We start from the raw sequence: 24413 nt of genomic DNA, 5'->3' as shown, positions 1-24413 counted from the left end.
GAGCAACGTCACAGTCACACATTGATAACAAAGTCATTGCAGGTTAGGTGCGCCTGTAACGCCTTGTGGTTTTCCGTGGCTGATGTGAAAGATGGGAAAAGTGTGCGAGATGGCGTGTCGGTGACGTATGGTTCACGTATCGACTCACGGGTTGACTATTGCTCCAAACGTTCATGGACCAAGCCTTGACTCTCAACTGATTTGTCGCACGGGTATGTGGGGAAGCACGCCGCGAGCGAAGAGGACCGTTGGGGTTCACCGCCTGGTGGATGACCGTCGCACCGCGCTAGCGATGCGCGTAGCAATGCAGTTTTCTCGACGCAGTCGGTACCAGTGTTCAACCTTTTAGATATCGAAACACCTACCTCCCGAGTGGAAGAGGCTTCATACACTTCATTCGCACGCCCTCATCGAGGGCTGTGATGGCCATGAGTTCCATCGGTTTCCGGTTGGGTGCCAGCTGCGAGGGCTTGCGCGTGCGCCACTAAGGACCGCGGAAGTGCCCTCCACGAGCGCGGCGCCGAGCGAGGAGGAACCGACGCAGGACCTCGAGCCCGAATATGGGTGTGTGTCCCTTCGTCGTCGGATCGTGCAGCCATACTCGGCGCCGCTCTCCGTGAGCCCAGCGAGCACCATGCGAGTGCAGTGTGGCTAGCTGTGATGCACGGTTCGACGTGATGTTGGTGCACACGCCAGACGCCCCGCAGATTTCCCTGCCGCCTCTATAAGAGAAAATGCCGCCCCGTCTATTCGGCATTTCGTGGCGTAGAGAGCAAAGAGCTCTTCAGGGGCAAGCCGCGTTCGCGTATCCCGGTCAATTCCGGGCGCAAGCCTTATTAAGTCCACTATTCCCATTGGGAAATCGATTGCCGCCTCATCCTGCTTGAAGGCGAGACTAGCTACGTACACACCGCTGTTTCTTTTGCTCGTCCAACTCGTCACCTCCAGGTCTCGATGTCCGGCAAGCTCGTCTACGCAACATGCGTGACTTCTCCGGGGTAGGTGTCTAGGAGATAACCCTCGTGGCCACCACATCATCTTTCGGCTTTCGGCGCTTTAAGGCAGCGTGCGCTGCCATAGCGACCACCGCCGCCTTGTCTACTGTCTCCGCGCTCACTCCTGCAGTGGCTGCGGAACCTGAGCAGATCAACATCAAATCCCTGCTATCCTCCGACAACCCATCCATCGCAGATCTCGCGGGCGCAATCGCTCAGATTGAGGAGCGCATCGCACAAGCGGAAGCCTCCATAGGTGCGCAGCGCGAAACCGTCAACCGTGCGCTGGTCGATCTCAACGACGCCCGTACTAAGGCAAACCAGGCGCGTCAAGGAACAACGACGGCGCGCGAGCAGCTTGACGACGCACAAGCGGACGTCGCCGATGCCCAGGCCAAGCTGGATGAGGTCTCCCGTTCCGCCTACCGCCGAGCCAATACTTCCGATGCTGTCTCCCATGCGGCAGGGAAAGACGCGCGTTCGGACATGCTGGAGCGCCAGTCTTACCTTCGCTCGCAGTCTGAGAAGCAGCAGGCCGTCGTTAGCGACTTGGAGAAGCAGCGCACGGAAAAGGCGAACAAGGAATCCCAGCTGCGGAAGACCCAACAACTGGCCGAGGAACGTGCGGACCGGGCGGCCGATGCCGAGGCTGCCGCGCGCGAGCAACTCTCCGCGTCCGAGGCTTCTATTGAGGAATCTACGTCCGAACGCGAGGATCTGCTTTCCCAACTCTCATCTCTTCACAAGGCGCTAAATCAAGCCAAGGGTCTGGACGGAGAAGGTGTGTCAAGCCCAACAGCTGGATCTAAGGTCAAGGAGCGGGCCGGGACTAATTCTGCACAGGGTCGTTCTGAGTCTAGTGCCGCAACTCCTGCCGACGGCCCATCGACGGTATCCTCACCGCCCGCTGCGGGGCACTCGACACCAGCCAGCACGGAGCCGACCGCCGAGTCCACAGCGTCCACCGTGGCCGGCCCCTCCGGCTCTGAGGCACAGAACCCCACGCTTCAATCGCAGCCGTCGACGGCTTCTGCCTCTGCAGACGAATTGGAAGAGCTCTCTAGCGCCGCAAGCACTGTGGCTTCCGATCCGAACGTGCAAGAGTTGTCGTCGACAAGCACGGCCAACTCCTCTGAAGGCCACGCCGAGAACTCCCAGGGCGGTAGCTCCAGCTCGTTCGATCCGAACGGAATCGATGCGGAAACCGTAGCGCTTGGCATTGAAGCGGTGGGAACAGTGGCCTCGATGGTGGCCGCATCTCAGCCGGACCACAATAACAGCTTGAGCCAAGAGGAAATCGATGCTCTGGCGGAAGGCTCTTCCAAGCTCTTTGCCCTCCAGGGTGGGCAAGACAGCGCTGGGGAAGCGACGGATTCCACGGAGACGTCCGATAGCGATGCAGCGAACGCAACTGATGACGAGGATTCCCTTGAGTCCGATGTTTCCGGTGTCCTGGAGGAACTTGACACCACCGATAGCGTGACGAAGAAGGCATCCGCTTCACTGGGCGATGCCTCCCGCGAAGCGAAGATCGAGACCGTGATCGAGCGTGCGACGTCTCAAGTAGGAGTTCCTTATGCCTGGGGCGGTGGCGATGCCAACGGTCCTACACAGGGCATTCGCGACGGCGGCGTCGCTGACTCTTATGGCGACTACAACAAGGTCGGCTTCGACTGTTCTGGGCTGGTGCTCTATGCCTTTGCTGGCGTCGGCATTTCCCTGCCGCATTACACCGGCTACCAGTATCAGAAGGGAACCAAGATTTCCCCGAGCGAGATGCAGCGAGGCGACCTTGTCTTCTACGGCCCGAGCGGAAATCAGCACGTGGCAATCTATCTTGGTGACGGCACCATGGTCGAAGCTCCGCAGTCCGGTCAAAACGTCAGCATCTCCCCAGTACGTCAAGCCGGCATGGCACCCTATGCCGTGCGACTGATCTAGTTCAGCCCGTTGCTAAACTGGGCTGCATGACTGACACACTGCGTACTGCCCAGGGCAACACCCGCGGCACCGATTCGGTGCCCTCCTCATTTGACGCCCTCCTCGTTCTTTCCTTCGGTGGCCCGGAAGGAAACGAGGAGGTCGTCCCATTTTTGGAGAACGTTACCCGTGGACGAGGCATCCCGCGCGAGCGGCTCGAAGTCGTCGGAGAACACTATTTCCGCCTAGGCGGCATTAGTCCGCTTAATGCGCTAAATCGAGAGATTATTTCTAATGTTTCCGCAGAGCTGAAGGAACGCGGACATAATCTACCGGTTTATTTCGGTAACCGTAACTGGTACCCGTTTGGGACAAAAGCCGTCGAGCAGATGGCCGCCGATGGTGTGCGCAACGTCGCCGTATTCGCTACCTCCGCCTGGGGTGGCTACAGTGCTTGCCGCCAGTACAACGAGGACATCGTTGCATTGCGCAAGCACCTCGAGGACGAGCAACTGCCCGACATGAACTTCACCAAACTGCGCCAATTCTTCGATCACCCCAAGTTCATTGAGGAGATGGCCGCAGCCGTCCGCGAGGCTTATGCGGAGGTGTCGGAAGACAAGATGGCTAGCACCCGCATGCTTTTTACTGCGCATTCAGTGCCATCGGCACACGATGCTGTTGGGGGAGCAGAAGGCGATAAACATATCTATTCCCGCCAGGTAGCGGAGGCTGCACGGCTCGTAGCCAAGGCTGCCGGGGTCCAGAATTATGACCTAGTGTGGCAATCCCGTTCAGGAAACCCAGCCACCCCGTGGTTGGAACCGGACATTGTCGACCACACCACGCGAATCCACGAGGAAGATGGTGTCGATAGCGTTGTCGTGTGCCCAATTGGATTTATCTCCGATCACATGGAGGTCATCTGGGATCTCGATACTGAACTGAAGCAAGCCGCTGAGGAAATGGGCGTCAGCGTCTATCGCACCCGAACCGCCGGCCCATCTGCACGTTTTGCCTCGCTCATCGTGGACCTCATCGAGGAGTTAGAGCATGACGCTGAACCTGCCTCACTCGGTGAGGTTACCGTTCAGGGCTGTACGGTCAATGGCGCACCCTGCGCTGAAGGTTGTTGTGATATCTGGTCTCTGCGCAAGCCGCATTAACGCGCGAAATCGGTGAGCGCATAAGCCACGCCGGCCATGCGTGCTTGGCGGATATGGCGCCACAGGCGCAGAAGCTGCGGATCGAGACTGTGATCTTGAATGCGGTCAGTCACCGTCTCGATGATGGCCGCCACGCGGTCAGCGCGGGCGAAGAGCTTCGCTGCTCGCCCCGGCACTGCAGCGGGTAATCCGGGGGTGTCGTAGAAATCCCTTAGTGTGCCTACTGTTAGCCGGGGATTGGGGAGGGCATCGCTGCGATAGCCCAATGCCTCGATGAGGTTTGCTGACTCATTCGTCGCAGTACTCAAGAGCTCATCGGCCTCGCCCGGGCTAAGCCAAGCGGGCGAGGGTAACGGGGCAGTCTCTTCAATCACCGTCCACCGCGTCGCGCCCACGGCATAGGTGGGCACCAACACCAGGTTCCGATCCCGATTATTGGTACGCACCACGATTGCGCCTGCCGGATTTTCTGCCGCCGCTCGCGCCGATTCCGTGCCGGCTGGAAGTGCTGGCGCGTCGCCAGGACCGGAGAGAACTAGCCGAAGCAGCGGTTCGCGCTCTCCACGCTCGATGACGGAGGCCGTTTCACGCTGGAGAAGTGACATAACATCAACAAACGGCTCTCCTTCGACCCCTTGTTGCTCACCACCCAGCTCGCTGAGGGCATCAAGAAAGCCATCAGTGGATTCGTGCCCCCATAGCCATGCACCAAGCCAAACAGAAACGTTTTGTACAGGGGACCAGACTTCGGCGCGCATATCCATGGCTGGACAGTGTAGACGATAGGGTAGACCCCTATGAGCTTGAATTCCCGAGATCCCTATGGCGGCGATATTTTTGCAGGACATGCGCGGAACAAGAAGCCGGAGTACCCCGAGGTACCCGCTGAACCAGGCATGGTCGTCGAGGTTCGAGGTGATGACTTTGTAGGGGAAGTATTGGGCGTCGACAAAACCGTATGGGGCCCAGTCGTGCGCCTCGAGGACCGACATGGAAATGAGCGAGTATTCAAACTCGTGAAAGGGGGGTTCTTGTTGGAGGGGCAGCCAGTGACGTTAACGCGATACGTCGAAAAGCAGGCGCCGCGGAAGTCAAACTCCGGGTCGCGCCGTGTGGAGAATCTTGAGGCGAAAGTTGCCGCACCTTCGCGCATTTGGGTTGAAGGCATTCACGACGCGGCCATCGTTGAAAAGGTCTGGGGTCACGATCTGCGGGTGGAAGGTGTGGTCGTCGAATACCTCGAAGGACTCGATAACCTTGAGGAACGCCTGGCTGAGTTTCAGCCCGGTCCGGGACGCCGTGTGGGCGTCCTCGCGGATCACCTAGTCGAAGGATCAAAGGAAACGCGGTTGACGCAAACGGTGGGCGAGCACGTGCTTGTCACCGGTCACCCCTTCATTGATATCTGGGCGGCTGTAAAGCCTGAGCGCCTAGGGCTGCGCGCCTGGCCCGAGGTTCCCTATGGGGAAGACTGGAAGACGGGCATCTGCAAGCGCGCGGGGTGGTCTGATCCCAAGGAAGGGTGGAGCCGCGTGTACAACGCCGTGAATTCTTTCCGGGATCTCGATTCCACGCTCATCGGCGCCGTCGAGCGGCTCGTCGACTTTGTCACAACACCGGAATTGAGCAAAGAAGATTTGCTCTAATTCGAATTCGCTCGGTCAATGAGGTTGATGGCGAGCTGGCAACCGGCCGTCTCTGCCGCCCACCCCGCCGCTTGGAGGCGCTGGGACATCGCTTGTTTGGAAATGCCCAGCTCTTCCGCAGCTTCGTTCTGATTCAACCCGCCGCGCACAAGAGATGTCGCCTCACGGCCTTCCATTGTGCGCTTGTGCAGCACAAAGCCGAGTAGGGCGAATGCCGCTGCAATATCCTGCGCCTCCGCAGCGCGCCCGCGCCGATCAATTTTGGCGTAGACGTGTCCGGCCCGCGCCGAGCCCTTTACCGCGGCGGTTGCCACTGCGCGTGTTTCGGCATCACCTGCGCCTTCGCCAGGGATAATTCCAATGCCAATGGCCCAGTCACCATCCGCAAGAAGCGCCATAACGACATCACAGACCGCCGGAGAAGAATAGGCCACAGCGCAAATATCCTCAACACCAAGGACCTCAAACTCGCCGATTCCCTCCAGGGTGGAAAGCGCGGCGGCGGATCGTTGGACCAAATCGGCGCGGCGTACCGAGCGTCCGCGGTAGCGGGCATGGACAGCTAGCACAGTGAGAGACTCCTTCCAGCAAGAAACAACGCTCAGTCTACTCTTTGCGCTTGACTGGGCCACGCATTCCGGGGCCGAGCGGCAACCGCGTGTCTAGGATGAGACCAGCGATTCCCACTGCCGCAGCGATAAGGAAGCCGGCGATCGTGTAGGGGCTCATCGCTCCGGTGAGCGCATCCCCGAAGAAGACCCCGATGGCGGTGGTGGGAATCGAACCGATGAGTGTGGCGATGGCGAAGTGAGTCACCGAAATCGGCGTGAGCGCTGCAACATAGTTTAGTAAGGAAAACGGAACTCCGGCGACCATTCTCAATGACGCCACCGCTAGCCAACCCCGGCGCTCAAGCCGGGCATTGATTGCATATACCGCTTTGTGCGTGAGATGCGGGCGAATCCACTCACCAAGTAAGCCGCGGACGATAAGGAGAGAAATGGTGGCGGAGATAGTCAGCGCGACAAGGGAAACAGAAAGCCCAAGCCACGGGCCGAAAAGAAGGCCTGCCGCCAAAGTCCACACGGTCCGGGGAATAGGGAACTGGGTGAAGAAGATGTAGACTCCCGTAAAAGCAACAACAAACCACGGCCCGAGTTGGTCTGACCACGTGCGGAGGGCGGTGAGTGAGGGGACGTCGACAAGCACGGCGAGTAGCATCAATGCCGCACCGGCAGCGACTACTGCCGTCCAACGTTTCCACGTCCAACGCTTGCAGCTTTGCCACGCAGCGCGGCCCAGAGACACACAAAAGTCCCCGACGCTGTGCATCCAACCAGTGTTCATAGAGATAGAAGTCTAGTGCCGAAGACGCCAAACCCCGCATTGAGCCCAAAGCGTGGGAGAACGGCTAAAGACGGAGGCAGGAGACGGCTTGGCTGGCTGGGGAGCAGCTGAGAGCTGCACCTCAACTTACTGTTAAGCCGCGATTCGATGCATGAGTATTTCCGTGCGCGGGGGATACTGAACAGCAGTGCGCATCCGCATGTATCTCTAGGGCCACTTTTACTGTGTCAGTCTTAGCTAGTTTCACCTTTTATTGTCTCTACGCCCTAGCTGCGGAGCGAATTCTTGATTCACCACCTACTTTTGGCGCCCGCCCTGGCGCCTGCGTTTTTCTTTGGAGAGCATTATGGACTTTATCCACAACCTCACGTCTTATATGGACGCAGCCACCTTGCTCGAAGCCTTTGGCCCCTGGGTCATCGGTGGTATAGCACTTGTCGTCTTCATCGAGTCCGGTGTGCTCTTCCCATTTCTTCCGGGAGATTCACTACTCGTGACTGCCGCGATTCTGCGCCATGAGCTCCAGGTCTCCCTGTGGGTACTCATTGCTGTAGGCATGATCGCCGCGATAGCTGGTGACCAGGTGGGGTACTGGATTGGGCACCGTTTTGGCCGTGGCCTGTTTAAGAAGGACGCTCGGCTTCTCAAACTTGAGTATCTCAACACCGCCGAGGACTTCTTCCGCAAGCACGGCCCGCTTGCACTAGTGCTCGGACGATTCGTCCCAATCGTGCGCACCTTCATTCCGGTAGCCGCCGGCACGGCGGGAATGCGGTACAAGAAGTTCATTGGATGGAATGTCAGCGGCGCAGTCGCTTGGGTGCTCTCCATGAATCTCGTTGGTGTTTTTCTCGGAAACATTCCGGGCATTGCTGACTCGATTGAGAAGATTATGCTGCTTATCATCGCGTTGTCGGTGGCGCCTATCGTCATCAAGGGCCTGCATAGCTACATCACGTCGAAGAAGAAGGCTACGGTAGTAGAAGAGACGGAGCCTACTGCGGAATCGCGCGCATAGACCCTAGACGCATGAAGAAGGCCCCGCGCCTCACATCATCATCATCTCTGACGGTGTGAAGCACGGGGCTTCGGTCTGTGCCCGAGGGGGGACTTGAACCCCCACGTCCGTTAATAGGACACTAGCACCTCAAGCTAGCGCGTCTGCCATTCCGCCACCCGGGCTAGGGTGTTTGTTCAGCCTCTCGGCTGGGCACTCGAATACTGTATCCCGAACCGGCATAACTTCACAAATCGCCACCTCAGAGCGGGTTTTCACTGGGTTCTTAAACGAGGAAAACACAACGATGAAAGTTGCGTATCCACTGCCACCTCCTGAGACAGCCGGGTAGTAAGCGACAACGCGGCAGATAGCTTTCCGGTAGAAATGGATTTATGACTAGCAACACTTCAAATTCCACTGCGAACTACGCCACCGACTCCCGTTTCCCCGGCCCAGACCCCTATGCACCGTTGGGGGATGTCCCAGCTTTTACCGTGACCTCGTCCGATATCGAGGAGGGAGCGGAGATCGCAGAGCGCTTCCGCGCACCTGAAAATGTCTCGCCCCAGCTGTCGTGGTCGGATGTGCCCGAAGGGACCAAGTCCTTTGCCGTCACGTGCTTTGATCCTGACGCGCCGACGGGGTCCGGCTTCTGGCACTGGGCTGCCTTCAACATCCCGGCCGACGTACGCGAGCTCCCCACAGGTGCAGGGGCCGCTGAGGATCTCGGACTCGAAGGCGTTATCAGCTTGCGCGGTGACTCTGGCCAGCGCGTCTATTATGGCCCCCAGCCGCCTGCAGGTCACGCCCCGCACCGCTACCTCTTCGCCGTACACGCCGTCGACGTCGAACGCCTCGAAATCGACCCGGAGGCAACACCTATGGTCCTCGGCTTCAACCTTTATTTCCACACCCTCGGGCGCGCGATTACCTGGGGCTGGTACGAGGCCCACTAAGCGGCCCAATTACACTTATCACAATGAGTAAGAACCCGGACATCCCTCCCACATCCGACGGAGTAGAAATCCCCGCCGCCCTGCGAGTGGGCGGCGCTTTCATGTTGGTGGCTGCCGTGTTAGCACTATTCGGGCTCGTGTCCATTTTCACCGACGGATGGGGCGCCACCTTCGAATGGACGTGGCGCCGCCTCGCCATCGTTGGTGCGGCCCTCCTCGTCGGCGCATTCAGTACCCAACGCCGCGATCAGCGTGGTAGCCGCGAACAAATCATTGCGCTGATTCTCGCGCTAGTGCTTATCATCGCCAGCCGCGCGCTGCCTAGTACGGTCCTCACAACGATGGGCCAATACGTCGTCTTCCTCTACGCAGTGGCGGCAGGGCTGTGCGCGGTTATCATCCGCCGCACACTGCGCTAAACGCTGAAGCGCTCCGTGCGGCTGGCCTGAAAGCTCTTCGCCGGGCTAGTCAATCCATTCAAGACCAGAGCCAATGGCCTCCGAGATATTGCTGAGGCGGTGAGCGTGGATCTGCTGGGCAATGCCGCGGTGGATGTCACGGATCCAATCCGGGCCGCCGTAAATCAAGCCGGTGTAGCCCTGCAACAGCGAAGCGCCTGCCGTGATGCGCTCCCATGCTTGCTCCGGGGTGGAGATTCCGCCCGCGGAAATGAGCACCAGGTCGTCTCCTACGCGGGCATAGAGGCGCTTGAGCACCTCTAAGGAACGCGCAGCCACTGGGGGACCCGACACGCCGCCTGCGCCCATGGCGGCAACCTCAGCGGATGGGGTCTTCAAACCCTCGCGAGAAATGGTGGTGTTGGTAGCCACGATTCCCGCCAGCCCCACGTCAACGGCCATATCCGCCACGGCATCAATGTCCTCATCGCTGAGGTCTGGGGCAATCTTGACCAAGACCGGCGAGGACGTCGATTCCACCACGGCCTCCATGATGGGGCGCAGCGATTCCACTGCCTGCAAGTCACGCAGCCCCGGGGTATTAGGGGAGGACACGTTGACCACAACGTAGTCGGCCAAATCCCCGAGAACTGATGCGCACTGACGGTAGTCATCCACCGCGTGCTCAGCCTCGGTGACCTTGTTCTTTCCGATATTGATGCCGATGACATCGTTGTAGCGGCGCTTCCGCAGGTTTCGTGCGGCCGCCAGCGCCCCTTCGTTATTGAAGCCCATGCGGTTGAGGATGGCCTTGTCTGCTTTGAGCCGGAACAACCGGGGAGCCGGGTTTCCCGGCTGCGGCTTCGGGGTGATGGTGCCCAGCTCCGCGTACCCAAAGCCGATGGGGGACCAGACGTCGGCTGCCGCCGCGTTCTTGTCAAAGCCTGCTGCTAGACCCAGCGGGCGCGGAAAGTGCACACCAAACACGTCTTGTTCAAGGACGGGATCGCTGACTGGCAGAGCTTTGCCCAGAGCTCGGTTGAAGGGGCCGGCCGATTGGAACACAGCCAACCCGCCGTTGATGATCCCGTGAATTCTTTCCGGGCTGAGCTTAAACATCCCCTTCAAGGCGGCTTGGTAAGCCACGTGGCGGGCGCGGTCAAGAGCGGAGTACTGCATGCATTGTCCTTTGGAAAGTTGAGGCTAAAGGGGGACTGAAATACTAACGTGGGGATTTCTCGAGCTGTGGATCAGAAATGAATTGGAGCCCGTCGCCAGAAGCGGAGGCGGCGACGAGGGTGCCGTCGCCAAGCACGGCAACATTGCGCGCATCCGCCACCGTATCCATGGTGCCGACGTTCTCCGGGACACCCGCAGCGATGGTGTAGGCGTGGAGGAGGTTGTTGTCTGTAGTTGTCGCCCACGCTAGCTTGCGCCCGGCGTCCCAAGCCACACCCCACGGCGTGCCATCGGTATTGCCGTACTGGTGCAAGCGGATGACGTCGCTGGCGGTATAGATGGCAATGCGCTTGCCGACGGTATCCGAAGCCACAACCACGGCGCCCTCGCCGCCTGCGATCTGACCTACACCTTGGCCCACGCGAAGGCGTCCGCCTGCACGCTCCTTCTCCCAATCCAACGATTGAATCGTGGAGTCCTCCCTCAAGACACGGACGATGCCGTCGGCGCCATCCGGATTAGGCACGGAGATGAGCTGATCCGAGCCTGCTTCCACAGTGATGCCGGTAGTGCGTTCGCCGTCTAGGTACGCGCCGATGGTGGTGGAGTCCTTCGAGCCAACGAAGACTTCGCCACTGGAGGCTTCCGCAGCCACCGTCACCGGTTGCTCCTCTTCCACAGCCAATTCCTGCGGGGAATCCGGCTTGAGCGGATCAATGAGCATAACTCTATCCCCGCACGCTAGAAGGAAGTGCTTCTCAGAAGCGGTGAGGTCACCACATTTCTCGTCCACGGTAACCTGCGTGGACTTTTTGCCTTCAAAGTCCGCAGCTGAACCTACCGCGAGCGAGTCCTCGGTGCGCACGGCGAGGATGTCGCCGACGGCTGCGAGGTCTGTCGCTGCATCGAATGGCACGACGGTACCCACCGGCTTCTCGGATGCCGGGGAGGATGCGGGCTCGGCCTTGCCATAGACCGCCGAGTCGGGGTCCCCGCCAACCCCGACCGTGGGATTACAGGCGGCAAGCGCGCATGCGCTGGAAAGGAGGGCAAAAGAAAGCAGGACTCGACGCGTTTTCACGATCCCTCATCCTAGCAGCCAGCGTGGTGGAAACAGGAAGCGATGGGACTCCCGAGTAGGCTATCGCGGGTGACTACAACAGCTACAACTGAAGCCATGACATGGCTGCAGGTCATCGTCCTGTCTCTTGTCCAAGGCCTCACCGAATTCCTGCCCGTGAGCTCGTCTGGGCACTTGCGCATCGTCTCCACTCTTTTCTGGGGACAGGATGCCGGTGCTTCCTTCACCGCTGTCATCCAGCTGGGCACCGAGCTGGCGGTGATCGTCTACTTCGCAGGGATGATTTGGCAGATCCTGAAAGGTTGGTGCGTGGGCCTCGTACATAAGGACCAGCGCGGTCAGGATTATCGAATGGGTTGGATGGTCATCGTTGGCTCAATTCCGATTGGCATCCTGGGAGTGCTGGGGAAAGACCTGATTAGGGATAACCTGCGCAACCTATGGATTACTGCTTCCATGCTCGTCCTGTTTTCCTTTGTGTTCATCCTGGCAGAGCGCGTGGGTAAGAAAACCCGCGGCTTCGACGAGCTCACGATGCGCGATGCCATCGTTATGGGACTATGCCAATGCCTGGCGCTCATCCCTGGCGTCTCACGCTCCGGCGGCACCATCTCCGGTGGCCTCTTCCTCGGCCTCGACCGTGAGGTGGCCACGCGCTTTAGCTTTCTGTTGGCTATTCCGGCGGTGATGGCCTCGGGGCTGTTTTCGCTTGGCGACGCCTTCGGTCCCACCGTGGGACAATCCGCCACCGGCGCCCAATTACTCGTTGGCACGCTCATCGCCTTCGTTGTGGGCTATGCATCTATCGCCTGGCTGCTGAAGTTCGTGGGCAGCCACTCCTTCGAGTGGTTCGCCGCTTACCGTATCCCCGTCGGCCTGATCGTCATGCTCTTGCTGGGCCTTGGCGTGCTCGGCGCGTAAGTGGTGAGGAGGCGCAGCCCCGCAGGATCCTAGGATACACAGCCATGTGCCCGGCCATGCGCCCGCGTCGGAGGCAGCACACGTTAGGATTGTGAGCATGCAATCTTGGCCTGTCCCGCACATCGATTCCGTCCCTGGCGCTCCGTCGCCGCTTCACCTCTATGACTCCGCTGATGAAGCGGTCAAGAAGCTCGACATCAGTGGGGAGACTGCCACCATGTACGTCTGTGGCATCACCCCATATGATTCGACCCACCTGGGCCACGCGGCGACCTATCTGACTTTTGATCTGATTTACCGCCAGCTGCTGGATAACGGCTACAAGGTGAATTACGCCCAAAACATCACCGATGTGGATGATCCGCTCTTCGAGCGCGCGGACCGCGATGGTGTGGATTGGCGTGAGTTGGGGACCTCCCAAATCAACCTTTTCCGCTCAGACATGGAGCTGCTCTCCGTGTTCCCCCCGGATCACTTTGTGGGGGCGATGGAGGCCATCGACGAGATTACGGAGATGGTGCAGGCGCTTCTCGACGCAGGTGCGGCCTACGTCGTCGACGATCCGGAGTACCCGGATATTTATGCCTCCATTGAGGCCACGAAGAACTTCGGCTACGAGTCGAATTACTCCCGCGAGCAAATGGAGACCTTCTTTGCCGAGCGCGGTGGCGACCCTGATCGCCCCGGCAAGCGCGATCCTCTTGACGCTCTGATTTGGCGCGCGCACCGTGAAGGCGAACCGGCCTGGGATTCGCCTTTTGGTCCGGGCCGCCCTGGATGGCATATTGAGTGCTCCGCCATCGCAACCAACCGGCTTGGCTCCAGCTTCGATATTCAAGGTGGCGGTTCGGACCTGAAGTTCCCGCACCACGAATTCTCCGCAGCGCATGCGGAAGCAGCGCTCGGCGTGAAGCGCATGGCGCAGTCCTATGTACACACCGGCATGATCGGCTTGGACGGGACCAAGATGTCCAAGTCTTTGGGCAACCTCGTGTTCGTCCACAAGCTCGTGGAGGCGGGCGTCGATCCCTCAGCGATTCGCCTGGGTGTCTTCGCCGGCCACTACCGTGCCGACCGCGACTGGTCAGATGACGTTTTGCGCACTGCGCAGGAGCGACTCCAGCGATGGCGCGAAGCTTTAAGCCATCCGGGCACTGTGGAGGAGGTCAAGGAGGTCATTCAGCACCTGCGGTTGGCGTTGGCTGATGATCTTGATACTCCGCGCGCCATTGCGGTTCTCGATGAATGGGCGAAGAAGGCTCCAGAATCCGGGGAAGCAACAGAAGAGGCATCCGATTTGCTGCGCACCGCAGTTAATTCCTTGCTGGGCGTGCGCCTCTAGGTAACTTCAGGCATGATTTAGCTCATGACGATTCGTGCAGAATTCCAGCCCACCGTTGATGAGTTCATGTCCAACCTACAGTCCTTCGCTACCGGGGATTACCTCAAGGAAGAAGAAAAGGAATTCTGGGAGGCCCCGTTTGATGCCGCGGTACTCCCACGCCTTCGCACTATCTTGGAGTCCTTCCTCGACGATATGGATAAGCTGCCGGATGACCCTGAAGGGTCACTCCTGAGCGCCGCGGTACGCCCCACCGTGGACAAGCTCGCGGCCTTCAACCAAGAAAACGCAGATGCAGTGCTGGAACCGGAAGAGAAGGAAGAGCTCACGGAGCTTATTCACTCCGCCTCTGCGGCAACCGGTGCGGACGATGAGGCACTCGCGCAGCTTCCGGAGCTGGACTTCTAATTGACTGACCACGCAACTTCCGCTTTCACTACCCGTCCAGCAGCAATCTTTTGGGATATGGACGGCACACTGACCAACTCCGAGCCCCTGTGGGAAGAGGCCACTTTTTATCTCTCTGAAACACTGGGGCGCCGCTTAACACCCACGGAGCGCTTAGCCACGGTTGGCGCTACCTTCGAGGACACCCTCAGCATCTGTGCGCACAAAGCAGGCGTTACGCTTCGACCAGGTGATAACGAACGCTACCGTGCGCTCATGTTTGATTACATCAGGTCCCTTTTTGCCCAACACCTGGAGATTTTCCCGGGGATTCCCGAGCTGCTCGACGAACTCAAGGGCCTGGGAATGCCGATGATCGTGACCACGAACACGGAACGATATGTGGCTGATTCCGCGATTGCGGCCTTAGGCCGCGAGTACTTCGTCGACACGATTTGCGGTGACGAAGTTCCCCAGGGCAAACCTGCCCCCGATATGTATATCGAAGCGGCGCGTCGAGTGGGTGCCGATCCACGGGACTGCCTTGTATTCGAAGACTCTGCGGCAGGTATGCGCGCGGCTGTCGACGCCGGGTGCACCGTCATCGGACTGCCGGAGGGAGACCACGTCGCGGTGCCCGAGCAAGCCACCGAAATTACTGACCTCCGGGGCTCTGCTCACCGTCATCTGAAGGGGGCGACGGCGGCCAATGTTCACGAGTGGTTTAGCCGGTTGCGCGCCGACTAGACGTACCGATTTCAGTTGCGCATCATGTCAGCCGGCTTTGCGTAACTGAGAATTTCGGCCGACTAGCAGAATTTTATGCAGCGGTGTGGAAGAATAAACCACCGTGAAGAATTTTGAGAGCCTATTTGAGGAACTGTCCCAGAAGATCGCCGAACGCCCTGAGGGCTCCGGCACCGTGGAGTCTTTTGACAAAGGCATCCACCATCTGGGCAAGAAGATCATCGAAGAGGCTGGCGAAGTGTGGATCGCCGCGGAATACCAGTCTGATGAAGAGCTCGCTGAGGAGATGTCACAGCTGCTGTATTGGCTCCAGGTTATGGCCCATAAGCGTGGCCTGAAGCTCGAAGACATTTACACCTACCTTTAATCGGCCATAAAGCCGTCCCACCATTCACCGTATTCAGCGTAGAAAGCACCACACACTGATGATCAAAATCGCCGTCCCCAACAAGGGATCGCTGTCCGAGGCAGCCCTTGAAATCCTCAAGGAAGCCGGCTACAAGGGCCGCGGACACAGTAAATCGCTCAACGTCGTGGACGAGGAGAACGGAGTCGAGTTCTTCTTTCTGCGCCCAAAGGATATCGCTATCTACGTGGCACAAGGCGTCTTGGATCTGGGAATTACTGGTCGAGACTTGGCGCTCGATTCCCGAGCGAAATTCAATGAAGTTCTAGCACTCAATTTTGGCGGCTCGACCTTCCGTTACGCCGCACCAGCAGGGGAGCAGTGGGACGTCGCCAAGCTGCAAGGCAAGCGCATCGCCACGTCCTATCCCAACGTGGTACGCGATCACCTCGCTGCCAATGGAATCGATGCCGAGGTTATCCGCCTTGACGGTGCAGTAGAGATTTCGATTCACCTTGGAGTCGCGGACGTCATTGCCGACGTTGTCTCCACAGGAGCCACCCTCCGCCAGCAGGGGCTTGAACCCTTCGGCGACCCCATCGTCTCCTCGGAGGCCGTGGTGATAAAGCGTGAGGGAGAAGACGTCACCGCTGATGAAAACGTTGTGCTTAGCCGCATTCGAGGAATCCTCAATGCGCGCCACTACGTCATGCTGGACTACAACGTGGCAGAAGAAAAGTTGCCAGACGTCGAGGCGGTGACCCCTGGGCTTACAGGACCGACCATCTCTCCTTTGGCCCGTGAAGGGTGGGTTGCCGTGCGCGTCATGGTTCCCCGCAACCTGGCCAACCAAGTTATGGACAGCCTCGAAGAGCTCGGGGCAGAGGCAATTCTTGCCTCGGATCTTCGGATTGCCCGCTTTTAGGGGGAGATTCCAAACATTTTATTCGGGCTCCTAGCTACGATGGGGACTGACCATCATCGTTCTTCGATTTTTATGCAAGGAGTCAGCCCCGATGGCAAAGACAACTAAGAAGGATGCACAAGCAGAGGCCAAAGAGACCAAGGATGTAAAGTCCCAGGTCGAAGAAAAGGCCACCAACAAGTCTTCGAAGTCCGCCTCTAGCAAGAAGACGCGTACTGAGACTGACCTTCTCGGCTCCCTGGAAGTTCCGAACGATGCGTACTACGGCGTTCACACGCTCCGCGCTATCGAAAACTTCCAGATTTCCTACGTGACCATCAACACCATCCCGGACTTCATCCGCGGCATGGTCCAGGTCAAGAAGGCCACCGCTATGGCCAACCGCCGCCTGCACGTTCTTCCGAAGAAGAAGGCAGAAGCAATTATCTGGGCCTGTGACCAGATTCTCGAAGAAGGCCGCTGCATGGACCAGTTCCCGCTGGATGTCTTCCAGGGTGGCGCTGGCACCTCGCTCAACATGAACACCAACGAGGTTGTGGCCAACCTGGCGCTCGAGCACCTCGGTGAGGAAAAGGGTGCCTACGACATCATCAACCCGAACGATGATGTCAACATGTCCCAGTCCACCAACGACGCGTACCCGACCGGCTTCCGTCTCGGCATCTACTACGCGATGGAGGACCTCATTGAGCGTATCGACGCGCTGCAGGCTGCGTTCCACGCCAAGGGCAATGAGTTCGTTGACATCCTGAAGATGGGCCGCACCCAGCTGCAGGACGCAGTGCCGATGACCCTGGGTGACGAATTCAAGGCCTTCGCTCACAACTTGGCCGAAGAGCAGGCCATCCTGCGTGACGCCCAGAAGCGCCTGCTGGAGATCAACCTCGGCGCAACCGCCATCGGTACCGGCGTGAACACCCCGGCCGGCTACCGCCACCAGGTCACCGCAGCACTGTCTGAGGTGACGGGCCTTGAGATCAAGACCGCCCGCGACCTCATTGAAGCAACCTCCGACTGTGGCGCCTACGTGCTTCTGCACTCCACCATTAAGCGCGCAGCGATGAAGCTGGCCAAGATCTGTAACGACCTGCGCCTGCTGGCCTCTGGCCCGCGCGCCGGCCTGGCAGAGATCAACCTGCCACCGCGTCAGGCCGGTTCCTCCATCATGCCGGGTAAGGTCAACCCGGTTATCCCGGAGGTTGTTAACCAGGTCTGCTTCAAGATCTTCGGTAATGACCACGTAGTCACCATGGCTGCCGAGGCTGGTCAGCTGCAGCTCAACGTCATGGAGCCGGTTATCGGAGAGGCACTGTTCCAGTCCATCCGCATCATGGGCAACGCCGTCGACACCCTGCGTGAGAAGTGCGTCGTGGACATCACGGCTAACGCTGATGTTTGCCGCGCGTACGTTGAGAACTCCATCGGTATTGTCACCTACCTGAACCCGTTCATTGGTCACCACAACGGTGACATGATTGCTAAGGAGTCCCTCAAGACCGGCAAGGGCGTCAAGGAGCTCGTTCTGGAGAAGGGCCTGCTCGACGAGGAGACCCTTAACAAGGTTCTGTCCGTTGAGAACCTCATGCACCCGGAGTTCCGCGGTCAGCTCTACATCGATGAATAAACCGTCGTCAGCACCAGTGTTGTAAATACGCTCTGCTGTTTCGTCCACGCCCGTACTGCCTCGCTGAAGGTGGTACGGGCGTTTGGCTGTTTTCAATCCAACTGATGCTACCGACACCGTGGACACCCCGATGGGGGAGCAGTGGTTGGCATCGGTGTGTAAACGGACACAATCGGGCCTGGATTCTCGCCAAAGCCACATAAATAGGGCAAAATTAGAACTGTCAGTTGTCGCGCCCAGGTCGTGTACTGACCACAGCGCGAATTACCACCCATACCGCAGTTCACCTGCACATATTGGAGTTACATAATGGTTGTTGTGCACATCATTATCGTCCTTGCGGCGATTTATCTCGGTGCCCGAATTGGTTCGATCGGTATTGGTATGGCCGGCGGCTTGGGCGTTCTACTACTCGGCCTCACCGGTGTCCCCGTAACGCGTGAAGACATCCCCTTTGATGTCATTGGCATCATCATGACCGTGATCGCCGCCATTGCTGCCATGCAGCGCGCTGGCGGTATGGACTATCTGGTCTACCTTGCCGAAAAGTTTCTTCGCAAGAACCCAAAGAGGATCACGTTCTACGCACCTATCGTTACGTGGTTGATGACCGTCCTAGCGGGCACCGGCCACACGGCGTTCTCCACGCTCCCGGTTATCGTTGAGGTAGCGAAGGAAGGCAAGGTCCGTCCTTCCCGTCCGCTTTCGATTTCCGTCGTAGCCTCGCAGATGGCAATCTGTGCCTCACCTATTTCCGCAGCCGTCGTTCTGTTGGCTTCGCTGCTGGAGCCGATGGGCGTGGGCTATTTGCAGATCCTCGCGGTCCTCATTCCGGCTACGTTCCTCTCCATTTTCCCTGCCGCTTGGGTAGCAAACCGCTCGGGCGCAGAACTCGAAGATGACCCCGTTTACCAAGAGCGCAAGGCCCAGGGCTTGGTGAAGCTGCCGCAGGGTTCCCAGAACTACGCTCCGGCACAAGGTGCAAAGACCTCGGTCATCATCTTCCTCGTCGCCATCGTCATCGTGATGCTGTGGGCCACCCTTACCTCATCCCAGGTGGGTCTTATCGAGGAACCGACGCTGCCGCGTAACGAGGCCATCATGACAGTGATGCTCACCGCCGCAACACTCATCGTCATGGTCACCAAGGTCCCCGCCGGCGATGTACTCAACACGCCTGTCTTCAAGTCGGGTATGTCCGCCTGTATCTGCGTGCTCGGTGTCGCATGGTTGGGTACCACGCTGATCAACCACTACATGGAGGACATCCAGGCCATCTCCGGGTCCATCATTGAGTCCGCCCCGTGGCTGCTGGCCATCGTGCTCTTCTTCGCTGCGGCGCTCCTGTACTCGCAGGCCGCAACCACCAAGGCTCTCATGCCGGCAGCCCTGGCCCTCGGCGTCAACCCGCTTACCGCAGTGGCTGCCTTCCCAGCAGTGTCCGCGCTGTTCATCCTGCCGACGTACCCGACCTTGTTGGCCGCCGTCGAAATGGATGACACTGGCTCGACTCGCATTGGCAAGGCTGTCTTCAACCACCCGTTCATCATCCCAGGCACTGTGAGCATCGTCTTGTCGGTCCTCCTGTGCTACGCCTTCGGTGCGGTCCTTATCTAGCACAAACTAGCATCATCTAGAAATTATTTGATGTTGCTCAAAGCGCTTCCATAGCGCGCTAAGCTGGTGGGCATGACTACGCAACCTTCCGATGTTGACATTGCCCAAGCCCACCAGCTCGAACCCATCACGGATATTGCAGCCCGCGCCGGTATCCCGGCGCCCGCCCTTATTCCTTATGGGAAGAACAAAGCCAAGGTAGATATCACCCAGGTAGGAGATATTCCCGCTAATGGCAAGCTCGTCCTCGTCACCGGCGTCTCACCGACGCCGGCCGGCGAGGGTAAATCTACTGTTCTTATCGGTTTGACCGATGCTCTGACGCAGCTGGGCAAGAAGGCAATCGTCGCTCTTCGTGAGCCTTCCCAGGGCCCAGTCATGGGCATCAAGGGCGGTGCCGCCGGTGGCGGCTACTCTCAGGTTGTCCCAATGGAGGACATCAACCTCCACTTCACCGGTGACTTCCACGCTATCGCTGCGGCCACCAATACCTTGGCCGCCATCATCGATAACCACATCCACCAGGGCAATGCGCTCAACTTCGATCCAAGGCGCATTACGTGGCAGCGCTGCGTAGACGTCAATGATCGCGCCCTGCGCAACGTCGTTACCGGGCTTGGTGGCCCCGCCCATGGCGTGCCGGGGGAGACTGGCTTCACCATTACGGCGGCGTCGGAAATCATGGCCATCCTCGGCCTCGCAACCGACTTGGCAGACCTAAAGAAGCGTCTCGGTGACATCACTGTGGGCTACACCTACGACCAAAAGCCAGTAACCGCCCGCGAGTTGGGAGCAGAAGGCGCGCTGACGGCGCTCATGCGTGATGCCCTGAACCCTAACCTGGTCCAGACCCTGGGCGGCACCCCTGCCTTCGTCCATGGCGGCCCCTTCGCCAATATCGCTCACGGCTGCAATACTCTGCTGGCGACCCAAACGGCCATGCGCTTCGGTGACATTGTCCTCACGGAGGCAGGTTTCGGTGCAGATCTCGGCGGCGAAAAGTTCATGGATATCAAGTCCCGCTTCGGTGACCTTGACGTCGCCGGCGCCGTCGTTGTTGCGACTATCCGCTCCCAGAAGTACAACGGCGGACAGCCCCGCGAGGAACTCACCACCGAGAACCTGGAGGCACTAAAGAAGGGCGTGGTGAACCTCGAGCGCCACGTTGAGAACGTGCGCAAATTTGGCCTCAAGCCAGTGGTCGCACTCAACCTCTTCTGGAGCGATACCGAGGCCGAGCGCGAGTTCATGCGCCAGTGGGCCGCCGATTTCGACGTCGCGCTCGAAGAAGCAGAAGTGTGGGCCAAGGGCGGAGCGGGAGCAACAGCGCTGGCTGAGCGCCTTCTGGAGAATCTTTCCGAGGGTAACTCCCACCAGCTCTATGATCCCGCTGAGGGCATCGAGGCCTCCATCGACACCATTGCGAGGGAAATCTACCGCGCCGAGCGGGTGGAGTACTCGTCTAAGGCGCTGAAGGATTTGAAGTACATCAAGGACAACGGTTGGGAGGAGTTCCCAGTCGTGATCTCGAAGACTCAATATTCCTTCTCGGATGATACGAGCCAGCTCGGCGCCCCGGAAGGCCACGTCCTTCATGTCCGCGAACTGCAGCCCCGCACTGGTGCCGGCTTCATCGTGGCGCTGACAGGTGACGTCATGACCATGCCGGGTCTGCCGAAGAAGCCCGCGGCCAACAACATCGATGTTGCCGCAGACGGTTCCATCTCTGGCCTGTTCTAAGCCGCGGCACGCTCTACGCGGCGCAGTCTACGAAGCCTGGTCCGGCCACCCGGGATACTCGGGTGGCGTGCCGCCGAAGGCGGGGCATAGGTCTTGGAAAGAACACCAGCCGCAGAGCTTCGAGGTCTTGGGCCTGAAGTCACCGGACTTGCCATCGCCTTCGATCTTGGCCCAGAGCTCACCCAGGTCGCGCTCGAAGTACTCGAGCTCCTCCGGCCCCGGCGTGAGGAACATCGAATCCAGGACCTTGAGGTACATCAGCCGCAACTGCGTGGGGATGGTGCCGAGCAGCCGCCAGTACACCAGCGCGTAGAAGTTCATCTGGAACTGCGCGTCCTGGGAATAGCGGGGGAGCGGCTTCTTACCGGTCTTATAGTCCACCACGCGTACCTCGCCGGTGGGAGCAACATCAACGCGGTCGATGAACCCGCGGACGGGCACGCCGTTGGGCAGAACTGTATCGACGTACATCTCGCACTTGTGGGCGTCAAAACCTTGGGGGTTTTCCATCTGGAAGTAGCCCTTGACCAATTCGCGCGCCTCGACGAAGAAGTCCAGTTCTTCGGGCTCCGGCACTAAATCACGCAGCTCAGGGTCTTTGTCCAGCATCACCGCCCATTCGGGCTTAATCATCTTCACCGCGGCTGGGTACTCACGTTGCTCGCGGGACAGCTGGTGCATCTTCTCCAGCACAGCGTGGACCAGCGTTCCCTTCACCTGGGCCTTCGTCTTGGGCTCGGGCAACTTGTCAATAGCCCGGAAGCGATAGAGCAGCGGGCATTGTTTGTAGTCGGAGGCACGGGAAGGGGAGAGGGCTAGTCGTTTCGGCATAGTGTTTCTCAGCCTAGCGCATAGCCCACCGCGAACCTTCCCGCATCTCCCGACCGTCCGTGGCAAGCTAGATGGCATGAGCACTACGCAAGAGTTTCTTGATTTCATCGCAGCCAGCCCCTCGTCCTATCACGCGGCTGAAGAGGTGGCGCGCACGCTCGTCGCCGCCGGCTTTAGCCGCCAAGATGAGTCTGACGAATGGTCAGCAGCACCAGGCGGTCATGTCATGGTCCGGGGTGGTGCGGTCATGGCATGGTATGTCCCCGAAGGCGCCGGCCCGGATTCCGGCTTCCGCATTATCGGCTCCCACACCGATTCACCCGGCCTGGCTCTCAAGCCCACCCCGGACTTCGATTCCGCAGGGTGGCAGCAGGTAGCCGTCGAGGTCTATGGCGGGGTGCTTCTCCACAGCTGGTTCGACCGCGAGCTCACCGTCGGCGGCCAGGTCATCACGAAGGATGGCAACCGCCACTTGGTCAATACCGGACCCTTGCTGCGCTTGCCTTCCTTGGCGATCCACCTCTACCGCAAAGATGAATTCAAGCCGGATCGCCAACGCCACATGCAGCCGGTGCTCTCCGTAGGTACTCCGGAGACGTCGGTGATGGGGGTCGTCGGCAAGCAGCTTGGCGTAGACCCAGAAGATATCGCTTCCTTCAACCTGATTACCGCGGATGCCCAGCGCGGTGAGGTCTTTGGCGCCGGCGAAAAGCTCATCGCTGCCGGGCGCATGGACAACCTTTCTTCCGTTCATGCTTCGCTGCGTGCCCTGCTCGCTGCTGCAAAGAACGCCGATTCCATCGAGCACAAGGACGTCCTAGTCATGGCGGCCTTTGATCACGAAGAGGTGGGCTCCTCTTCGCGCTACGGCGCAGGCGGCCCGATCCTGGGGGATATCCTGACCCGCACCGCCCGTGCCCTCGGCGCGAACGAGGAGCAGCGTTTCCAGATGTTTGCGCGCTCCAGCTGTGTCTCGGCCGACGCCGCGCACTCCGTGCACCCCAACTACGCCGAAAAGCACGATCCCACGCATCACCCAATCATCGGCCACGGCCCGGTGACCAAGATCAACGGCAACCAGCGCTATGCTTCCGACGCTAATACCGTGGCCCTGTGGGAATCTGCCTGCCGCCGTGCGGGCGTTCCGGTCCAGCGCTTCGTGGGAAATAACGATGTCCCGTGTGGCTCCACCATCGGGCCGATTTCTGCCACCCGTCTGGGCATCCCCACCGTTGATGTGGGAGTGCCGATGCTCTCGATGCACTCGATCCGTGAGCTGGTAGGCGAGCGCGACCAACTATGGCTTGGTGACGCCCTTGAGGCATACTTGGTTGGTTAATCCTTGCCCCTAACTTTGTGAAAGGTTTTTCACGCTATGGCTTATTCTGGCCCCTTCCGCTACGGCGACCGCGTGCAGCTCACGGATGCCAAGCGGCGTCATTACACCATCGTCCTCGAGGAGGGAGGCCAGTTCCATTCGCACAAGGGCATCATCAACCACGATGACATCGTCGGCATGGATGAGGGCTCCGTTATCGATTCGACGCTGGGCAGCTCCTTCCTCTTGTTCCGCCACCTCATGGTGGATCACGTCTTGTCGATGCCGCGCGGCGCCGCGGTGATTTACCCCAAGGACTCCGCGCAGATCCTGGTCGAGGGCGATATCTTCATGGGTGCGCGCGTGCTCGAGGCCGGCGCAGGCTCCGGAGCACTCTCAATGACCCTCTTGCGCGCCGTGGGGCCAGAAGGCCACGTTTTCTCCTATGAGGTGCGCGATGATCACTTGGAATACGCCGTGAACAACGTCGCCGAATACTTCGGTGAGCAGCCCGAGTGGTGGAGCCCGCGGCTTGGCGATTTGGCCGATGTGACCGTCGAGGAGCTCGGCGGCCCCGTGGATCGCGTCATCTTGGACATGCTCGAACCCTGGGAGCACCTCGAGAAGGTGCGCGATATCCTCATCCCCGGCGGCGTCTTCATGACTTATGTGGCCACCGTGCCGCAGCTGATGAAGGTGATGGAGGGAATCCGCGAGCTGAAGTGCTTTACGGAGCCGCGCGCCTGGGAGTCCCTCGTGCGTGAATGGAAGGTGGAGGGCTTGGCCACCCGCCCGGAGCACCGCATGAACGCGCACACCGCGTTCCTGATCTGGACGCGCCGGCTTGCCGACGGCGTCACTCCGCCCCGACCGCAGCGCCGCGCCCGAAAGTAAACCCTCACGCTAAACGTGGCGCACTGCGCGCTA

The 24413-nt window shown here is 59.5% G+C and carries 23 protein-coding genes and 1 tRNA gene; 17 read left to right on the top strand and 7 right to left on the bottom strand.

What is annotated here, in order from left to right; genetic code table 11:
* Nucleotides 1-1022: 1022 nt before the first annotated feature.
* Both HMPREF2792_RS08580 and HMPREF2792_RS08575 read left to right on the top strand, forming a co-directional pair.
* The gene (locus tag HMPREF2792_RS08580; RefSeq protein ID WP_070532878.1) at nt 1023-2936 is read left to right on the top strand and encodes a DIP1281 family NlpC/P60 protein; all 1914 of its coding nucleotides are present in this window, start codon (nt 1023-1025) and stop codon (nt 2934-2936) included.
* Between the two features lie 26 nt (nt 2937-2962).
* Complete coding sequence (locus HMPREF2792_RS08575) at nt 2963-4081, top strand: ferrochelatase (protein ID WP_070532875.1); 1119 nt, start codon at nt 2963-2965, stop codon at nt 4079-4081.
* Here the strand turns inward: HMPREF2792_RS08575 and HMPREF2792_RS08570 are convergent.
* The gene (locus tag HMPREF2792_RS08570) at nt 4078-4845 is read right to left on the bottom strand and encodes a hypothetical protein (RefSeq protein ID WP_070532870.1); all 768 of its coding nucleotides are present in this window, start codon (nt 4843-4845) and stop codon (nt 4078-4080) included. The two genes, HMPREF2792_RS08575 and HMPREF2792_RS08570, sit on opposite strands and share 4 nt — an antisense overlap.
* Before the next feature lie 33 nt (nt 4846-4878).
* Between HMPREF2792_RS08570 and HMPREF2792_RS08565 the strand changes: the two genes are divergently transcribed.
* Complete coding sequence (locus HMPREF2792_RS08565; protein WP_070532867.1) at nt 4879-5727, top strand: DUF3097 domain-containing protein; 849 nt, start codon at nt 4879-4881, stop codon at nt 5725-5727.
* Here the strand turns inward: HMPREF2792_RS08565 and HMPREF2792_RS08560 are convergent.
* Together HMPREF2792_RS08560 and HMPREF2792_RS08555 are read right to left on the bottom strand one after the other, a co-directional pair.
* Complete coding sequence (locus HMPREF2792_RS08560) at nt 5724-6296, bottom strand: MarR family transcriptional regulator (RefSeq protein ID WP_070520572.1); 573 nt, start codon at nt 6294-6296, stop codon at nt 5724-5726. The two genes, HMPREF2792_RS08565 and HMPREF2792_RS08560, sit on opposite strands and share 4 nt — an antisense overlap.
* A gap of 37 nt (nt 6297-6333) precedes the next feature.
* Nucleotides 6334-7074, bottom strand: a complete 741-nt coding sequence (locus HMPREF2792_RS08555; RefSeq protein WP_070532864.1) for a TVP38/TMEM64 family protein — start codon at nt 7072-7074, stop codon at nt 6334-6336.
* A gap of 346 nt (nt 7075-7420) precedes the next feature.
* On the opposite strand from HMPREF2792_RS08555, the gene HMPREF2792_RS08550 reads away from it, so the two are divergent.
* Nucleotides 7421-8092 carry a DedA family protein gene (locus HMPREF2792_RS08550; protein WP_196060517.1) on the top strand — a complete coding sequence of 224 codons (672 nt, stop codon included), beginning with the start codon at nt 7421-7423 and terminating at the stop codon, nt 8090-8092.
* A 78-nt stretch (nt 8093-8170) separates the two neighbouring features.
* On the opposite strand, the gene HMPREF2792_RS08545 is transcribed toward HMPREF2792_RS08550, so the two are convergent.
* Nucleotides 8171-8256, bottom strand: a tRNA-Leu gene (locus HMPREF2792_RS08545).
* Between the two features lie 210 nt (nt 8257-8466).
* Between HMPREF2792_RS08545 and HMPREF2792_RS08540 the strand changes: the two genes are divergently transcribed.
* On the top strand, nt 8467-9030 hold the full coding sequence (locus HMPREF2792_RS08540; protein ID WP_070532861.1) for a YbhB/YbcL family Raf kinase inhibitor-like protein: 564 nt from the start codon (nt 8467-8469) through the stop codon (nt 9028-9030).
* A 23-nt stretch (nt 9031-9053) separates the two neighbouring features.
* The gene (locus HMPREF2792_RS08535; RefSeq protein ID WP_070532857.1) at nt 9054-9449 is read left to right on the top strand and encodes a hypothetical protein; all 396 of its coding nucleotides are present in this window, start codon (nt 9054-9056) and stop codon (nt 9447-9449) included.
* A gap of 45 nt (nt 9450-9494) precedes the next feature.
* Here the strand turns inward: HMPREF2792_RS08535 and HMPREF2792_RS08530 are convergent, their stop codons facing one another.
* Both HMPREF2792_RS08530 and HMPREF2792_RS08525 read right to left on the bottom strand, forming a co-directional pair.
* On the bottom strand, nt 9495-10607 hold the full coding sequence (locus HMPREF2792_RS08530) for a quinone-dependent dihydroorotate dehydrogenase (RefSeq protein WP_070532853.1): 1113 nt from the start codon (nt 10605-10607) through the stop codon (nt 9495-9497).
* 43 nt (nt 10608-10650) lie between these two features.
* A complete protein-coding gene (locus HMPREF2792_RS08525) occupies nt 10651-11688 on the bottom strand; it encodes an NHL repeat-containing protein (protein ID WP_070532850.1) in 1038 nt (345 codons plus the stop codon).
* Nucleotides 11689-11784: 96 nt separating this feature from the next.
* On the opposite strand from HMPREF2792_RS08525, the gene HMPREF2792_RS08520 reads away from it, so the two are divergent.
* The 9 genes from HMPREF2792_RS08520 to HMPREF2792_RS08480 all read left to right on the top strand — a co-directional run bounded on the left by HMPREF2792_RS08520 (nt 11785) and on the right by HMPREF2792_RS08480 (nt 21337).
* Nucleotides 11785-12609 carry an undecaprenyl-diphosphate phosphatase gene (locus HMPREF2792_RS08520; protein ID WP_232748521.1) on the top strand — a complete coding sequence of 275 codons (825 nt, stop codon included), beginning with the start codon at nt 11785-11787 and terminating at the stop codon, nt 12607-12609.
* Nucleotides 12610-12706: 97 nt separating this feature from the next.
* Entirely contained in the window at nt 12707-13951 is a 1245-nt protein-coding gene (mshC, locus tag HMPREF2792_RS08515; RefSeq protein WP_070532844.1) for a cysteine--1-D-myo-inosityl 2-amino-2-deoxy-alpha-D-glucopyranoside ligase, read from the top strand.
* A gap of 24 nt (nt 13952-13975) precedes the next feature.
* Nucleotides 13976-14359: a hypothetical protein gene (locus HMPREF2792_RS08510; RefSeq protein ID WP_070520547.1), complete on the top strand. Its 384-nt coding sequence runs from the start codon at nt 13976-13978 to the stop codon at nt 14357-14359.
* Nucleotides 14360-15085: an HAD family hydrolase gene (locus tag HMPREF2792_RS08505; RefSeq protein WP_070532841.1), complete on the top strand. Its 726-nt coding sequence runs from the start codon at nt 14360-14362 to the stop codon at nt 15083-15085. It abuts the gene before it with no gap.
* Between the two features lie 103 nt (nt 15086-15188).
* Nucleotides 15189-15452, top strand: coding sequence for a phosphoribosyl-ATP diphosphatase (locus tag HMPREF2792_RS08500; protein WP_070520541.1), 264 nt, complete (start codon nt 15189-15191; stop codon nt 15450-15452).
* Between the two features lie 58 nt (nt 15453-15510).
* Nucleotides 15511-16356: an ATP phosphoribosyltransferase gene (hisG, locus tag HMPREF2792_RS08495; protein ID WP_070532838.1), complete on the top strand. Its 846-nt coding sequence runs from the start codon at nt 15511-15513 to the stop codon at nt 16354-16356.
* 91 nt (nt 16357-16447) lie between these two features.
* The gene (aspA, locus tag HMPREF2792_RS08490) at nt 16448-17980 is read left to right on the top strand and encodes an aspartate ammonia-lyase (protein ID WP_070520535.1); all 1533 of its coding nucleotides are present in this window, start codon (nt 16448-16450) and stop codon (nt 17978-17980) included.
* A gap of 309 nt (nt 17981-18289) precedes the next feature.
* Nucleotides 18290-19597 (top strand): anaerobic C4-dicarboxylate transporter, encoded by a 1308-nt coding sequence (locus tag HMPREF2792_RS08485; RefSeq protein WP_070520532.1) that lies wholly within the window; start codon nt 18290-18292, stop codon nt 19595-19597.
* 72 nt (nt 19598-19669) lie between these two features.
* Complete coding sequence (locus HMPREF2792_RS08480; protein WP_070532835.1) at nt 19670-21337, top strand: formate--tetrahydrofolate ligase; 1668 nt, start codon at nt 19670-19672, stop codon at nt 21335-21337.
* 27 nt (nt 21338-21364) lie between these two features.
* Here HMPREF2792_RS08480 and HMPREF2792_RS08475 read toward each other — a convergent pair whose 3' ends face one another.
* Nucleotides 21365-22168: a RecB family exonuclease gene (locus tag HMPREF2792_RS08475; protein ID WP_070532832.1), complete on the bottom strand. Its 804-nt coding sequence runs from the start codon at nt 22166-22168 to the stop codon at nt 21365-21367.
* Nucleotides 22169-22244: 76 nt separating this feature from the next.
* Here HMPREF2792_RS08475 and HMPREF2792_RS08470 point away from each other — a divergent pair, with 76 nt between their 5' ends.
* Nucleotides 22245-23507: a M18 family aminopeptidase gene (locus tag HMPREF2792_RS08470; RefSeq protein WP_070533074.1), complete on the top strand. Its 1263-nt coding sequence runs from the start codon at nt 22245-22247 to the stop codon at nt 23505-23507.
* Nucleotides 23508-23543: 36 nt separating this feature from the next.
* Nucleotides 23544-24380 (top strand): tRNA (adenine-N1)-methyltransferase, encoded by an 837-nt coding sequence (locus HMPREF2792_RS08465; protein ID WP_070520523.1) that lies wholly within the window; start codon nt 23544-23546, stop codon nt 24378-24380.
* Nucleotides 24381-24413: the final 33 nt, after the last annotated feature.

It is taken from the genome of Corynebacterium sp. HMSC068H04, assembly GCF_001811255.1.
GTDB lineage: Bacteria > Actinomycetota > Actinomycetes > Mycobacteriales > Mycobacteriaceae > Corynebacterium > Corynebacterium hesseae.
Note: the sequence above shows the minus strand (reverse complement) of the source record. Positions and strands in the feature narration are given on the sequence as shown.